The organism is Pseudomonas frederiksbergensis (assembly GCF_900105495.1).
Lineage (GTDB): Bacteria > Pseudomonadota > Gammaproteobacteria > Pseudomonadales > Pseudomonadaceae > Aquipseudomonas > Aquipseudomonas frederiksbergensis.
The window spans coordinates 2,239,670-2,254,991 of the sequence record NZ_FNTF01000002.1 but is presented as its reverse complement, the minus strand read 5'-3'; the positions used below and the strand labels follow the sequence as shown (position 1 = coordinate 2,254,991).

Here is a 15,322-nt window from a genome sequence, read left to right as displayed (position 1 = left end):
CGCTCCGCGTGGGAATGCCGCCCCGGGACGCTCCGCGTCCCTTGCGGATGTGACGCAGAGCGTCACTGGATGCATTCCCACGCGGAGCGTGGGAACGATCAGTCTCTACTGGCTCTTCGGGCCTTGAAGAACTCGCTCAACACCGCCCCGCACTCCTCGGCCAACACCCCGCCTTCATACAGCACCCGGTGGTTCAAGAATCCCTGGGTAAAAAACTGCCCCTGACTCTGCACAATCCCGGCCTTCGGCTCCAGCGCCCCATACACCACCCGCGCAATCCGCGAATGCACGATCAGCCCGGCGCACATGCTGCATGGCTCAAGCGTTACATACAGCGTGCTGCCGGGCAGACGATAGTTGCTGGCGGCCAACGCGGCAGCGCGGATCGCCACCATCTCGGCGTGGGCACTCGGGTCGTTGCCGCTGATCGGGCAGTTGAAACCCCGACCGATGATTTCACCATCCTGCACCAGCACCGCACCCACCGGCACTTCACCGAGCGCCGCGCCTTGGGCGGCCAGGGCCAGGGCTTCACGCATGAAGTCACGATCACGGCTGCGATCAATGATTGCTGTCGGGCGTATCTGACGCATCAGGCCACCTCAATGGCGGCCATCAGGCCGGTTTCCATGTGGTCGATCACATGGCAGTGGAACATCCAGATCCCAGGGTTATCCGCCACCAGCGCCACTTGCGCGCGCTCGTTCTTGCCCAGCAAGTAGGTGTCCGTGAAATACGGAATAACCTTGTGCCGGTTCGACGCAATCACCTTGAAACTCATGCCGTGCAGGTGAATCGGGTGTTGATACTGAGTCATGTTCTTCAATTCGAAAATGTAGCTCTTGCCCTTCTCGAGCTTGGCAATCGGGCGGTCGGCGCACGTCTTGTCGGTGATGTCCCAGGCCTTGCCGTTGATCTGCCACAGGCTCGGCGGCTTGCCATTGTCGACGTTCACCGACACTGAGCCTACCCATTCGAAATTGAAGTTGAGTTTCTCCGCGTTAGCCAGGTCCGGCTCGGCCACCGGGTTGGCGGGCAGTGCGGGTGGCCACTCGGTCGGTGCATCGGCGTTCGCCACCGAACGGAGCGTGCCCAGGCGTACCGGGCCATTGCGCAGGGACATTTCTTCACCGGCCGGCGGGGCCTTGATCGCCAGGCAAATGCGCATGCCCGGGCCGAGCCAGTATTCCTTGCCCAACGGCCGCGGTTCGATGGGGTTGCCGTCCAGCGCGTAGATCTGCGCTTCGACGCCAGGGATGTTGAGGCGGTAAGTCAGGGTGTTATCGAGGTTGAGCAGGCGCACCCGGGTGATCTGCCCGGCGGGCAATTCAATCACCGCTTGCGCGACACCGTTGATGGTCGACAGGCGCCCCGCCGTGCCACCACGGGCCGCTTCGCGAGGAATGCTGAACGCGACAAAAGCGCCCTCTTCATCGACGTGCCAGCTCTTGAGGCTCAAGGTCTTTTCGTACTTGAAGCCGGTAGGCTCGCGCTCTTCGATGATCAACGGGCCAACCAGCCCGCGACCCAGTTCCTCGCTGCTGTTCACATGCGGGTGATACCAGTAACTGCCGGCGTCGGGCACGCGGAATTTGTAGTCGAAGTATTCGCCCGGCAGCACTGGAAGCTGCGAGACGTAGGGCACGCCGTCCATTTCCAGTGGCAGGCGGATGCCGTGCCAGTGAATGGTGGTGGCAACCGGCAGGTGGTTGATGAAGCGCACCCGCAGCCATTCCCCCTGACGCACGCGCAACTCGGTGCCCGGCGCCGACGGGCCGAACGCCCAGGCTTCGGTCTTGTGCCCGGCCACCAGTTCAACGTCCAGCGGTGCGGCGATCAGCTCGTAGTCGTGGCCCGCGTCGGCGTCGGCCATCTTGCCCAACCAGTACCGCGACGCGCCCCCCGCTCCGACACCAACGACAACAAGACCGGCCAGGCCACCGAGGATTTGGCGACGGGTAAAGGACATGAACTCAACTACCTCACGTATCAGCGACAGGCACGGGGGGCCTGTAAAAGGCGAATACGATACACCTGCGGATGAGAAACAGTAAGGGTGACCAAGGGCCGCACATCACCCTTGTGGCGAGGGAGCTTGCTCTTGCTCGGCTGCGAAGCGCTGTTAATAAAGGAATTGCCCTACATCAATTCCCACCTTTCCCTACTTCTTTCCTGATTGATCCCCCGCAAAGTCCCCGCGCCTAATTTTCTGCGCGAGGGATTGTTCATGTTTGACCCGGTCTTTGACCCCGCCTCCTGTCGTTCGGTGCGTTGATGGAGCACGTCGCCCGTATCGAACAGGAACTCGACAATTTCCGGGCACCCTGTCCCTCTACCGTGAACAGCTCAAACACTGGTTCAGCCAAGCGGCGGACACGGCCAGCCGCGCCGCTGATCTGCCGTCGTTGATGGGCATGGAGCGGATCATCCGGTTCGGCAACGCCAGCACCGCTGTCAGCAGCGACGATGACGAGTTTTTATCCACCGTCGTGCAGTGCCCGAAAGGTGGATTGCTGGAAATCGAGAGCAAGTTTGAATCGGTTTATGACATCCCCGTGGGGAATATTCAGGTCGATGTGATTGCGCTGGAGAGCGGCGAAACGACGCTTGTCACCCTTGATGAAAATGGCAAAGGGACGTTCATGGGGGATGAGGGCAAGTTCTACCGCCTTCACGTCCACCACGAAGTCACACCGCAGCACGTTGAAGATCTTTTCTCTTCCTACAACGGCCTGACGAAGGAACTTGAGAGATGGCTGCGTGATGAATGGAAGTCGTTTAAGCCGAAGTGGCCGGAGTCTTCTTCGGTTGCTGTAGGCAATGGATTGCTCGCGGGAAGTTGGGCGGCAATCGAGGGCGTGTGGGACGGCATCGGTCTGCTGTCGGACATCCTCAAGGATCCCGGGAAGTTTGGTGAGCGGTTGGGCGAGAGCGCCGCAGAACTGAAGAAACTCGCGCAAACCGCCCCCGATGTCATGGAAAAAGCCCAACTGTTGGCCAGTGACGAAGCGGCGCTGTACCTGCTGCTACGCACCGCCAGCCTCTGGTTGGACATGCTGCCGCCCGGCGAGATCGCCGGCAAAACCGCCGAGGCCGTGTCGACGGTAGTCGTGCAGTTGCTCATCGACATTCTGATCGGGGTTGTCCTGACTTTTGCCGGTGCAGGTGCGGGCATTGCCTACCTGGGTATGCGCCTTGCGAACTATGGCGCGCGGATCGTTGAGGCTGTTCAAGGCTTCGTCAAAGCGATTTTCAGCATCATCAACAGCTTCACCGCCTACGTCGACCGCTACAAAAAAGTCGCCGCACGCGGCGTTGTTGCGGGTCTGAAAAAAGGCCGCATGCAGCTGCGCTGGGATGCCAAGCGCAATACCACGCTGAAAAAAGACGAACACCACGACGACGCCCCGGATCAGGCGAAAAACCCCAACGGCGACAGCGTCGATTCCGTCGATAAAACCGCGACCAATAAATGCCCGGTGTCGATGGTCACCGGCGAGGAACTGCTGACCCTCAACGACGGTACGCTGGACGGGATTTTGCCGTTCGAGTTCACCCGGCTCTATCGCACCAGCGCGGTGGAGATCGATTGCGGGCTCGGGTTTGGCTGGAGTCATTCGCTGTCGCATCGACTGGAAATCGAGGGCGACAGCGTTATCTGGATCGACCACGAAAACCGCCGTACCACCTTTCCGTTACCGAATATCGAGCGTCCGGCGATTCACAACAGCCTGTCGCGGGCGGCGATTTATCTGGGTGACGAGCCGGAAGAACTGATCCTCGCCCAGGCGGGGGAAAAATCGCGGTTTTTCCATTTCCGTGCCGGGCGTCTGACGGCGATCAGCGATGCCTACGGCAATCGGCTGACGGTGCAACGGGACATTTCTGACAGGATCAAACGCCTCGACAACGGCGCCGGGCGCTCCCTTCTGTTGCGCTATGACCGCCGCCATTTGCTCGCCATCGACTATCAGCGTTTTCAGCCGGCCGACACCCTGGAAGACGCCTGGCGTACCGAGCAAACACTGGTCGCCTACCGCTACGACGCTCGTCATCGCTTGATCGAAGCCACCAATGCCGCTGGCGAAAGCGAGCGCTACGACTACGACGATCAGCACGTCATCCTGCAGCGGCAGTTGGCCGGTGGGGCGAGTTTCTTCTGGGAGTGGGAAAGGTCCGGTAAGGCGGCCCGATGTGTCCGGCATTGGGCGTCGTTTGCGCAGATGGACGCGCGTTACGTCTGGGACGACCACGGCCGTGTGCGGGTTAAAAACGCCGACGGCAGCGAAGAGGTTTACGAACACGACGACCGGGCGCGGCTGGTGCGCAAGGTCGGGCTGGACGGCGGCGAACACCTCAAGGCCTACGACGACCACGGTCGGCTGTTGGCCGAGCAGGACCCGCTCGGCGCCGTCACCGAATACCGTTACGACGAAGTCGGACGGCTGATCGCGCTGATTCCGCCGGAAGACGAGCCGACGGCCTACGAATACCGCAACGGTTTCCTGCAGGCGCGGTACCGCGGTCAAGCGGTGTGGACATACCAGCGCAACGCCCAGGGCGACATCACCGAAGCGAGCGACCCCGACGGCCAGGTCAGCCACTATTACTACGACGACAAAGGGCAACTGCTGTCGATCCGCTACCCGGACACCAGCCGGCACGTGTTCGTCTGGAACGCCCTGGGGCAACTGCTCGAAGAGACCTTGCCGGACGGCGGCCGGCGGCGCTTTTCCTACGACGCGCTGGGGCGGCAGCTTACCCGTCAGGACGAACATGGCGCCGTCACCCGCTACCAGTGGGATGCCGTGGGCCGACTGCTCCAGACCACACTGCCTAGCGGCGCCAGCCGCGCGTTCAGCTACAACGCCTATGGCAAGATCACCGCCGAACGCGATGAACTGGGCCGCGTCACCCGCTACGAATACCTCGACGACCTGCACCTGGTCAGCCGCCGCCTCAATCCCGACGGCACCCAGCTGCGCTACCGCTACGACAACGCCCAGCTGTTGCTCACGGCAATCGAAAACGAATCCGGCGAAACCTATCGCCTGGACTACACGCCCAATGGTTTGATCCGACAGGAAACCGGCTTCGACGGCCAACGCACGGCGTACGCCTACGACCTCAATGGCCAGCTGCTGGAGAAAACCGAGTTCGGCGAGGACGGCTCGCAGCGGCTGACCGCTTACCAGCGGGATTCGGCCGGCCGCCTGCGAGTCAAAACCCTGCCCGACGGCAGCCAGGTTGAGTACCGCTACGACCGCCTCGGCCGGTTGGTCAGCGTCGACGACGGCCACGACCATCCGCTGGAATTCGAGTACGACCCGCAGGACCGGCTGATCACCGAGCATCAGGGCTGGGGCACGTTGCGTTATGGCTACGACGCTTGCGGCCAACTGAATCGCCTGCGCCTGCCGGACGGCAGCAAACTCGATTACCACCACGCCCGGGGCGGCGCGCTGACCGCGATCGACCTCAACGGCGCGCGGCTCAGCGATCACCAGTTCGCCTTCGGCCGCGAACAGCAACGCCAGCAGGGGCAGTTGCTCAGCGAATATGCCTACGACGATCAGGGCCGCTTGAAGGCCCACGCGGTCAGTCAGCTGTATCGCCGTGACTATGCCTACAGCGCCAACGGCAACCTTGACTACATTGCCGACACGCGACACGGTCAACGCAGTTACCACTACGACCCGCTCAACCGCCTGATCGGCGTCCGCCACACCCGCGATCAACCCCCGGAAAGCTTCGCCCACGACCCGGCTGGCAACCTGCTGATGCACGATCGTCCCGGCCCGTCCACCGTCAAAGGCAACCGCCTGCTGAGGCAAGGCGACCGCCACTACGACTATGACGCCTTCGGCAACCTGATCCGCGAACGCCGCGGCACCGGGCAAAAACGCGTCACCGAATACCGCTACGACTGCCAACATCGGCTGATCGGCGTCACCCTGCCTAACGGCAGCCAGGCGACCTACCGCTACGACGCCTTCGGCCGCCGCATCAGCAAAACCGTCGACGGCAAAACCACCGAGTTCTTCTGGCAAGGCGACCACCTCATCGCCGAAAGCAGCCGCGAGCACTACCGCAGCTACGTCTACGAACCCGGCAGCTTCCGCCCACTGGCCATGCTCGACGGCAAAGGCCCGGACCAGGCTTGCCCGTTCTACTACCAACTCGACCACCTTGGCACACCGCAAGAACTCACCGATTACAGCGGCGACATCGTCTGGTCGGCGACGTACAACGCCTACGGCCAAGTCACGCGCCTGGCGTTCGGTGGAGGAGAACAACTCGAGCAGCCGTTGCGGTTTCAAGGGCAGTACTTCGACGCCGAGAGCGGCCTGCATTACAACCGGCATCGGTACTATGATCCGGAGGTGGGTCGGTACCTGACGCCCGATCCGATCAAGTTGGCGGGTGGGCTGAATCAGTACCAGTACACGCCGAATCCGACGGGGTGGGTTGATCCGTTGGGGTTGAGCGGGAACTGTCCGCCACCGAATAGGCCTGGGTGTGGGGCACCGGATGATACGACTGGCGCTAGGGTTGATGAGGGTGAGCCGGCGCTGCCGAAGCTGACGGGGGATCAGCGTAGGGCGCGGATTGATGAATTGGCGGAGGCGGTTATTCATAGGCGATTGAAAGAAATGGAAGACTCAATTGATGAGGCCCACTTTCTACAGAGACATGGGGCTCAAACCACTCTGCAGTCCCAGCTTCAGCGAGTGCAAGAAGGCAGGAACCCTGGGACCGGCGAAATAGATAGGTACGAGAGAGGAAGGCGAACGGGCGAGCCCGTAATACCCTCTGCGGCGACACACTTTCTCAGCCATCGCGATCAGATGAATGCGATACAGCGCGCACAGTTGATTTTTAAACAGAGTGGTTTGAATGCTTCCAAGCGTCCAATTGAAATGGGTAAAAAAATAGGAGAGGGATTTAAGAGAGACGGCTTGCAGTACGGTGAACAAACTAGAGCAGTAGTTTACTTGAATTCAGCGGGCCAGCCTATAACAGCTTTTACGGATTTTGACTAATGAAAAATTCTTACGATATCTGGGATATACGTAGTTTGCTTTTCGTTTTTGATATAGAAAATACACGTGACCTGAAAAGGGAAGAAATAATAGTTTCGAAGGACGTGAATGATGAGAATGCGCTCACTGAGCTATTTGATCTCTTGCTGCGTCCGGAGTTTTTTATCTATAGCCAAAAAGAGCGGCAATTACTTATTGATACTTTGGAGTATTTTTTAGGTTGTGGCGACAATTTCGATGGGGTTTTTTCAAAAATTGACACTTATTTTGATGAGAATGTTAAGGACCAGAGAGGGTTTATGATAGTTCTTCTTAACTGTTTGAAGCGTTATAAGTCTGAGGACGATGATAAATAATAGTGTAGATGAACTTGTCCGTTTTTGAAAGGTAGCGAGGCCAGCGAATGACTAGATATGAAGCCGTAGTGCTGGCAATAGGTCCAGTGGTTGAAGAAGAGGTCTTGTTGCTCGTTAAGGGCTTGAAAGTTAAATACTTCGCAAGCTACTGCCCATCAAGAATTGAAATGGGAGAAACCTGTGAGGTGGAATTCGATTTGGTGCTTGCCGATACTGATGTAGTTGCTGCGGCAGAGGAGTCAATCACTACACTGATAGAAATGAAAGATGACGGATTTTTATGCGCGCTTTATGGGTATTTGGATGGGAGTGTGTTTCGATCTTTTGTGGATTTTTCGGATCAGGACATTCACTACGACTATCCTCATCTGAACGGGCGATTCGTAAAAGTTAAGGTAGATCGAATAGACGTTTCTTTCTGACTTAGAGGTTGGTTATTTTGTTGAAGGTTGTTGAAAGAGAAAGTACTGCATCATTGCGTGAACGAATGGATAGCGCCGGATGCGTGTTCAAGTTTGTGGTTCTTTCACCGGAATCTGAGATTGAAGCTGGTGAAAGCATGCATCGACAGGCGTTGATAGCGCTTCATGAGATGCTGATGACAGAGGCGATGGAGTGGCACGAAAATCTCATCAAAGATCCAAAATATGAGGATTATCCGGAGCCGCTGATTAGTTGGGATTTGGAAAATGCCATAGCTACTCCACTCAGTCGGGATGAGGTGCGGCATCTGACTTCCACTGATAAAGACGATATTTTTGAGCGATTAGCGCTATACGCCTGCTTTGTAAATCCTCCATATCGTGCTCGGTTTAAAGGGGGAGAGACAGAGGCACAGTCGGTTTTTCTCAAATGGTGCGAACTCCTTGGGTTAAGCGAAATAGATGATGTCTCAGTGGTGAATTGGGTCGAACGGCTCAATACAGGTCTGCATGGTGATGACGACACCATCGAACGTGTCGAGTCATGGAGCAATTATTTTGATGCAGGCTTGGAGTGGTGGGGAGTGTGGTGTCTCACGATCTGGAATCCCAAGCGTCGAACTATTAGCACGTTGATTGCTAGCACCACAGACTGATTCAGCTGTTTAGAAGTCTCGCAACAATCGCGAAATTTCTGGGCAAGATCATCGGAAGTTTCCTTCAACGCGTATCGGTTTCCATGAACTGGTGTGAAATGTTCTCCATCGATAGTCTCTGGTGGTCACTGAAAATTCAGTGGCGGGGTGTAGGAACCCTTCAAGACTAGAGAGGACGCTTCGGCGTCGACACCTGAATTGCGGCCATCAACGTGCGTCCGTAAGATCAGTTGCGGCGGCTGTGCGCGGGCACGCTTCGGTGTGGTCGAGTTCTCTGGTCTCGATATTCCTACCCCGCGTATAGCTGCCACCCAAGCCTGTAGGAAGGCCCGATGGTAGCTCCACTTCTACCAGAGGTTTAAAAATGAAAAGTATTCACCCCGATCCACCCTACGAAAAACCACCCCCCCACCCCAAAAACCGTTTCATGGCGCTCACCAGCAATTGCGACGACATGCCAACCCTGTTCGTCGACACCCAAGCGCCGCTGGATGTTTTGTATGACGCTGCCAACTTTCGAATTCGCGCCGTCACCCAGGTGATGGAGAACTTGTCCATGCGTGGTTCGATCGAGTGTCAGTCCTTCCTTCTCAGTGATTTTGCTTTGCTCTGTGCCATTCCATTGCGGGATGGGTGTGATGTGCTGGATGTTCTTGGGCGGCGGTTGAAGGCGCGGTCTTCGGAATAGCGACGAAGGGCTTTTGTGGCGAGGGGGCTTGTCGGAACGCCGCATCGCCCCGTTGGGCTGCGAAGCAGCCCCAAAACCAGCAACGCGGATTTGTCAGGCACACCGCTGGGCTTGGTTTGACGACTGCTGCGCAGCCGAACGGGGCGATGCGGCGTTCCGACAAGCCCCCTCGCCACAGGGTTAATGGAGGCCGGTGATCAAGTGCACCACCCCGTCATCCAGCATCATGACGCCTGGCACACCGGCCACATTCAATGCCTGCCGATCCATCCGCGCCACATCGCGCAATTCCACCCGAACCCGGGTCAGCGCCACAGGCTGCTGCGACTTGAGGTTATCCACACCGCCCAGTGCGGCGACGATGTCCGGGGCCAGAGCAGACACAGGCTGAGCCAGCACTTTCGGCTCATCCACCACCAGGTCCGGGGTCAATGCTTTCCAGAACGCCCGCTGCATTTTCTCGAACATGTTCAGTTCTCCAGTACCAGTGAAGTATCGACCGTCGCCTCGTGATACAGCCGCAACGCCTCGCGCACTTGCTCGGCGCTTTCCAGGCCCAGCACTTGCTGGGCGATGGCCTGGCAGTCGAGCAGATCCACTTCGCGAACCGCCGCTTTGATCGCCGGAATCAACGGCACGCTCACCGACAGTTCATCCACCCCAAGTCCCAGTAACAACGGCACCGCCAGGGTTTCCGAGGCCATGGCGCCACACACGCCGACCCATTTGCCATGGGCGTGGGCGGCCGTCACGGTGCTGGCAATCAAACGCAGCACCGACGGATGAAAGCTGTCGGCCTGACTGGCCAGGCGCGGGTGATCGCGGTCCATGGCCAGGGTGTATTGGGTCAGGTCGTTAGTGCCGATCGAGAAGAAATCCACTTCGGGCGCAAACAGATCAGCCATCAGCGCCGCTGCCGGCACTTCGATCATGATCCCCAGTTTCGGCCGTTCGGTGAGGCCCAAAGCCAGCGCCTCTTCCTCAAGCAGCTGCCGAGCCAGGCGCAACTCCGACAGCTGCGTGACCATGGGCAACATGATGTGCAGACGGGCCAGCCCGGCGCTGTTCAGGATCGCCTTGAACTGGTCGCGCAACAGCTGCGGGCGCTCCAGGCACAAACGAATTCCGCGCATGCCGAGGAACGGATTGGTTTCGCTCTCCATCGGCACGTAGGCCAACGGTTTGTCGCCGCCGACATCCAGTGTGCGCACCACCAGATTGCGCGCCGGCCCCAGGGCGCGGGCGATGGCGCTGTAGGTGGATGCCTGTTCGTCATGGCTCGGCGCATGATTGCGGTCCAGATAAAGAAACTCCGAACGCAGCAAACCGACGCCCTCGCCTCCCAGTGCCACGGCCTGCTCCGCTTCAGCCAGCGAGGCGATGTTGGCCGTCACTTCAACGTGGTGTCCATCGCGGGTACACGCCGCCAGCGCGGCGTGCGCCAACTCATGTTGATGGCGTTTCTGCTGGCGCTGACGGTTGGCTTGCAGCTGCTCGATGGCCGCCAGATCCGGGTCCAGGTGCAGCTCGCCCTTGTCGGCGTCGAGCAACACCTGAGTGCCGTTGGCCAGCCCCAACACCTGAACGGGCAACCCGCAGATCGCCGGCAATCCGGACGCCCGAGCGAGGATCGCGACGTGGCTGGTAGCGCCGCCACCGACCGTGGCGAAACCCAGTACCTTGCGGGTATCGAGCCCGGCGGTCTGCGACGGTGTCAGTTGTTCGGCGATCAGGATCGCCCCTTCAGGCAGCTCCATCGCCTGATCCTGTACGCCGAGGATCAGCTTGAGCACTCGCTGGCCGACATCGGCCAGGTCCGCCGCCCGCTCCGCCAGCAAGGCATTGCCCAGGCTGTTGAACACGGTTGCCGCCGACTCGGTGGCCGCGCGCCAGGCGAACCCGGCACTTTTGCCTTCGTCGATCTGCACGTGAGCCACCTCAAGCAAACCCGGATCTTCGAGCAATTCCTGATGAGCCTTGAAGATGTCTGCCTGCGCACTGCCAACGGCGGTGTCACGCAATTGTTGCAGGGCCAGCAGCGCCTCGGCCAAGGCGCGGGACAGATGATCGCGTTCAACCTGTGGTGTGGCGCCGAATTCATTCACGTCCAGGTGTTGTTCGGCTATCTGCACCACTTGGCCAAACGCCGACCCGGCCGATGCGCACACCCCACGCAACACCGTCAGCGATGAAGCCTCAATCGCAACCGCCTCAACCGGCGCCGGGGCCGCCCCCGCTTCACCGCATCCAGTCGCCAGCAATTCGGCGAGTGTCTTGATCGCCGCTTCAGCATCCGGGCCGGCCGCGCTGACTTGCACAACGTCACCATGAGCCGTCTGCAACGCCATGATCGCTACCAGGGATTTCGCGTTCGCACTCGCCTGCTGTTTATGCAGATAAATACTCGCCGAAAAACCTTTCGCCGCCTGCGCGAACACCGCTGCCGGACGGGCGTGCAAACCGTTCGGATTGGCCAATGTCACCGGTTTGGAAAACACTGCTTCGCCCGCTTCCGCCACTGGCTCATCCGTTGCCTGCTCGATGGGCTTCAAGCTCAGTAACGGCTGGCCACTGTCGACCACAGCCGTTTCCGGCGTCAGCCAAGTGAACGGCTCGCCGCTGACCACCAGCATCAACGTCAGCAGGCTGCGGGCATTCAATGCGACGAAATCGGCATCGAATTCGATCAGCGACTGCCCAACGTCAACCTGCTGGCCCTCCTCCACCAACCGCGTGAAGCCTTTCCCGGCGAGGTTCACCGTGTCGAGGCCTATGTGCATCAACACCTGCACGCCATTTTCGCCGGTGATGCTGATCGCATGCCCGCTGGCCTGCACGTTGCTGACAACCCCTGCCAGCGGCGCGCACAACGTCGTTGAAGTCGGATCGATGCACAGGCCATCGCCGATCACGCGGGTGGAAAACACCGGATCGGGCACGAGGTCCAGTGGCATCAATACGCCGGACAGGGGCGCGTGCAGTTGCAATTGTTGGGGTGTGGCCATGACGTCACCTGCTGTTTTGTTCTTTGAAGTGCCGATGGAGCGCGAGGCTCCGACAGCATCGCTTATTTCCACCAGTACTCGACCTGCAATCCGACGTTCGAACCGTGGCGCGCCGTGCCGAAAGCGCCGGTGTCGGACAACGCCGAGCCCGCCGCCAGTTCATTGGCCGCCCGTTTGGCCGCCTCGTTCCAGCTGGCATAGGTGTAATACAGACGCACCTCCGGGCGCGCCCAGAATTCCGGCCCCTTGGGCGACCACGTCGGGGCGAAGGTGAACTTGCTCAGCTTGCGCGTGCCGCCCGTGGCGTCGACCTGATCGTGACCCAGTTCGGTCACCAGTTTGAACTGCTCGGTGAGCGCATAGGCCGGACGAACACCCAGGGAAATCCAGTTCTGATCACTGCCGTCCGGGCGAATGTCTTTCTGGTAAACCGCCTCGATCTGCCCGCCAAATCGCGGCGTCACCTGCCAGTCGAAGAACTCCACCACCCGGTAACTTTTGTTGCTGTCGTCGAGCTTCACGTTACCGGTATAACCCAGCCCCGTGCCGGGACCTTCGCCGTACTGGAAAGCCAGTTTGTTCTTGCCGCCCAAAAAGCCTTTCTGCACATGCTGGGTGGTGATCGCCCAGCCACGGTGAGCGTCGCGGCTGTCGGGTTTGTCGATGTAGCTCAGCCCGAATTCCAACGCACCGCCGGGGTTGGTGTTGAAGCCGGCAACGTTGAAGTCATGTCGGTTGATGTAGTCCTTCTGGTACAGGTTGTCCTTGCGCGAGAAGGCGTAGCTGTATTTCAGATCGCCAATCAGCACGTCCTCGATACCGCCGCCGGTGGCGCTCTGGTTCCAATAGTAGAAGTCGGAAATGTGAATATCGTTCCGTTTGTAGTAACGCCGGCCGGCCCACAACGAACCGCCGTTGAGGCTTGGCATGTTCGACCACTGCGCGTACGCCTGCGGCAGGCGCACCGAGCCGTTGTCACCGTTGAAGGTCAGGTCCTTGTCGTACTGGTTGTACAACGAAGCCATGCCGTCGACGCTCAGCACCGAACCGTCGTCCAGGGTGTAAAGATCCTGGCGCAACTCCAGTTCGGCGTACTGCTCGCATTCGTTGCCCAAGCGGTATTTGGTCTGCGCACCCGGCAGCTGGAAGCACTGCTGTTTACCGCTGTTGACCGAGGTGCCGACGCCGCTTCGCAAGTAACCGGCGAACTCCAGCGCCTGAGCCGAAAGAGGCAAAGCCAGGCACATGCCCGCCATGACAAGGCTGCGATTTATTGTTGTTTTCAAGAGCTACCCCATTATTTTTATTGTGTGCAGCGGCAAAATCGGCGCGCAAAACTCCCCCGCGCAGCGTTCTGCGTGTTTTTTTGAGTCGGTGTTTTTTTTGCGGTCGGTCAGTCGGTCATATGCAGCACGAACGACTCATAAGGCCGTAAGAGGACCTGCCGATTTCGCGTCGGGCAGTCCGGGTAATTGCTGATGACCAAACGTTGGGCCATGGTTTCGCTGATCACTTCATCGGGCAGTTCGACTTCGCATGGCGTGCCGTAGAAATTGTTCAGCACCAGCAACCGTTCGCCATTGCCCTCACGCACGTACGCCCAGATTTGCGTGTGCTCGGGCAACAATTGCCGATAGACACCGTCGGACATCAGCGCCTCAGTGCGGCGCAAGGCGATCAACCGACGGTAGTGATGCAGCACCGAATCCGGGTCATCGAGTTGGGCGGCAACGTTGATCTGCCCGGCGTTCGCCGGTACGCCGATCCACGGTTCGACGGCGCTGAACCCCGCGTTGGGCTCGGCATTCCAGTGCATCGGCGTACGGCCGTTGTCCCGGGACTTCTGCATGATCGCCGCCATGTTGTCGGCGTCGCTCGCACCCGCCTCGCGCTTGAGCCGGAAGATGTTCAGCGTCTCGACATCGCGGTACTGATCGATGTGATCGAAGCCCGGATTGGTCATGCCCAGTTCCTCGCCCTGGTACACGAACGGTGTGCCCTGGAGGAAATGCAGCGCCGTGCCGAGCATCTTCGCCGAGAGCACCCGATATTCGCCGTCATGACCAAAACGCGAGACCACACGAGGCTGGTCATGGTTACACCAGAACAGCGCGTTCCAGCCACCGCCGGCCTGCATGCCGGTTTGCCAATCGGAAAGAATGCGCTTGAGTTCGAGGAAGTCGAAATCGGCGCGAATCCACTTCTGCAGGTTCGGGTAATCGACCTTCAGGTGATGGAAGTTGAAGGTCATCGACAGCTCTTTCGACTCGGGTCGCGAATAACGAATGCAGTGCTCCAGGCTGGTGGAAGACATCTCGCCGACGTTGATCAGGTCATGGCCTTCGAACACTTCGCGGTGCATCTGCTGCAAGTACTCGTGAACGTTCGGGCCGTCAGTGTAGAAACGTCGACCGTCGGTATTGTCCTCGGGGAAGTCCGCCGGTTTGGAGATCAGGTTGATCACGTCCAGACGGAACCCGCCGACGCCCTTGTCGCGCCAGAAACGCATCATCTTGAAGACTTCGGCACGCACCTTCGGGTTGTCCCAGTTCAGGTCGGCCTGAGTGTGATCGAACAGGTGCAGGTAATACTGACCGGTCTGGGCTTCGTATTCCCACGCCGAGCCACCGAACTTGGATTCCCAGTTGTTCGGCTGGTCGCGCCAGATGTAGAAATCCCGGTACGGGTTGTCGAGGCTGCTGCGGGCCTGCTGGAACCAGGTGTGTTCGATCGAGGTGTGATTGACCACGATGTCGAGCATCAACTTGATCCCGCGCTTGCCGGCCTCGGCGATCAGCAATTCGCAATCGGCCATGGTCCCGTAGCTCGGGTCGATGGCGTAGTAGTCACTGATGTCGTAGCCGTTGTCGCGCTGGGGCGAACGCAGGAACGGCGTGATCCACAGGCAATCGACACCCAGCCAGTGCAGGTAATCGAGCTTGGCCACAACGCCAAGCAAATCACCCGTGGGGTTGCCGGCGTGGCTGTGAAAACTCTTCGGGTAGATCTGGTAGATCACCGAACGTTGCCAGTCTTGCATGACTGAGTTCCTTCAATTTGGTTTGATACTGGCCTTGCGGGCCTCATCGCGAGCAGGCTCGCTCCCACAGTTGATCGCGTTCCAATGTGGGAGCCTGCTCGCGAATGCGATC

The 15,322-nt window shown here is 59.2% G+C and carries 10 protein-coding genes and 1 pseudogene; 5 read left to right on the top strand and 6 right to left on the bottom strand.

All coding sequences use genetic code 11. The features are described from left to right. Positions 1-98: 98 nt before the first annotated feature. Both tadA and BLW70_RS10640 read right to left on the bottom strand, forming a co-directional pair. On the bottom strand, positions 99-593 hold the full coding sequence (gene tadA / locus BLW70_RS10645) for a tRNA adenosine(34) deaminase TadA (protein WP_046049260.1): 495 nt from the start codon (positions 591-593) through the stop codon (positions 99-101). Further along, positions 593-1,969, bottom strand: a complete 1,377-nt coding sequence (locus BLW70_RS10640) for a multicopper oxidase family protein (RefSeq protein WP_074873976.1) — start codon at positions 1,967-1,969, stop codon at positions 593-595. The genes tadA and BLW70_RS10640 overlap by 1 nt, the downstream gene beginning before the upstream one ends. Positions 1,970-2,274: 305 nt before the next feature. Between BLW70_RS10640 and BLW70_RS10635 the strand changes: the two are divergent. The 5 genes and pseudogenes from BLW70_RS10635 (at position 2,275) to BLW70_RS10615 (ending at position 9,165) form a co-directional block, all read left to right on the top strand. Further along, a pseudogene (locus BLW70_RS10635) lies at positions 2,275-7,043 on the top strand (RHS repeat-associated core domain-containing protein). After that, positions 7,043-7,399 (top strand): hypothetical protein, encoded by a 357-nt coding sequence (locus BLW70_RS10630; protein WP_074873975.1) that lies wholly within the window; start codon positions 7,043-7,045, stop codon positions 7,397-7,399. Before BLW70_RS10635 ends, BLW70_RS10630 begins: the two are co-directional and overlap by 1 nt. A gap of 47 nt (positions 7,400-7,446) precedes the next feature. Then, positions 7,447-7,821 (top strand): hypothetical protein, encoded by a 375-nt coding sequence (locus BLW70_RS10625; protein WP_074873974.1) that lies wholly within the window; start codon positions 7,447-7,449, stop codon positions 7,819-7,821. Positions 7,822-7,838: 17 nt separating this feature from the next. Next, on the top strand, positions 7,839-8,477 hold the full coding sequence (locus BLW70_RS10620) for a hypothetical protein (protein ID WP_074873973.1): 639 nt from the start codon (positions 7,839-7,841) through the stop codon (positions 8,475-8,477). Positions 8,478-8,841: 364 nt separating this feature from the next. Beyond that, entirely contained in the window at positions 8,842-9,165 is a 324-nt protein-coding gene (locus BLW70_RS10615) for a hypothetical protein (RefSeq protein WP_074873972.1), read from the top strand. 180 nt (positions 9,166-9,345) lie between these two features. Here the strand turns inward: BLW70_RS10615 and BLW70_RS10610 are convergent, their stop codons facing one another. From BLW70_RS10610 to treC, 4 genes are all read right to left on the bottom strand, one after another. Beyond that, positions 9,346-9,633, bottom strand: a complete 288-nt coding sequence (locus BLW70_RS10610; RefSeq protein ID WP_074873971.1) for a PTS sugar transporter subunit IIB — start codon at positions 9,631-9,633, stop codon at positions 9,346-9,348. A 2-nt stretch (positions 9,634-9,635) separates the two neighbouring features. Then, positions 9,636-12,170, bottom strand: a complete 2,535-nt coding sequence (gene ptsP, locus BLW70_RS10605; RefSeq protein ID WP_074873970.1) for a phosphoenolpyruvate--protein phosphotransferase — start codon at positions 12,168-12,170, stop codon at positions 9,636-9,638. A gap of 62 nt (positions 12,171-12,232) precedes the next feature. Then, the gene (locus BLW70_RS10600) at positions 12,233-13,456 is read right to left on the bottom strand and encodes a maltoporin (protein WP_074873969.1); all 1,224 of its coding nucleotides are present in this window, start codon (positions 13,454-13,456) and stop codon (positions 12,233-12,235) included. A gap of 107 nt (positions 13,457-13,563) precedes the next feature. Continuing rightward, a complete protein-coding gene (gene treC / locus BLW70_RS10595; protein WP_074873968.1) occupies positions 13,564-15,210 on the bottom strand; it encodes an alpha,alpha-phosphotrehalase in 1,647 nt (548 codons plus the stop codon). Positions 15,211-15,322 lie beyond the last annotated feature (112 nt).

Excerpts from the sequence above, each read along its gene's own strand:
- ptsP (WP_074873970.1), bottom strand. The coding sequence starts at position 12,170 with ATGGCCACACCCCAACAATTGCAACTGCACGCGCCCCTGTCCGGCGTA.
- tadA (WP_046049260.1), bottom strand. The coding sequence starts at position 593 with ATGCGTCAGATACGCCCGACAGCAATCATTGATCGCAGCCGTGATCGT.
- BLW70_RS10630 (WP_074873975.1), top strand. The coding sequence starts at position 7,043 with ATGAAAAATTCTTACGATATCTGGGATATACGTAGTTTGCTTTTCGTT.
- BLW70_RS10610 (WP_074873971.1), bottom strand. The coding sequence starts at position 9,633 with ATGTTCGAGAAAATGCAGCGGGCGTTCTGGAAAGCATTGACCCCGGAC.
- treC (WP_074873968.1), bottom strand. The coding sequence starts at position 15,210 with ATGCAAGACTGGCAACGTTCGGTGATCTACCAGATCTACCCGAAGAGT.
- BLW70_RS10615 (WP_074873972.1), top strand. The coding sequence starts at position 8,842 with ATGAAAAGTATTCACCCCGATCCACCCTACGAAAAACCACCCCCCCAC.
- BLW70_RS10625 (WP_074873974.1), top strand. The coding sequence starts at position 7,447 with ATGACTAGATATGAAGCCGTAGTGCTGGCAATAGGTCCAGTGGTTGAA.
- BLW70_RS10640 (WP_074873976.1), bottom strand. The coding sequence starts at position 1,969 with ATGTCCTTTACCCGTCGCCAAATCCTCGGTGGCCTGGCCGGTCTTGTT.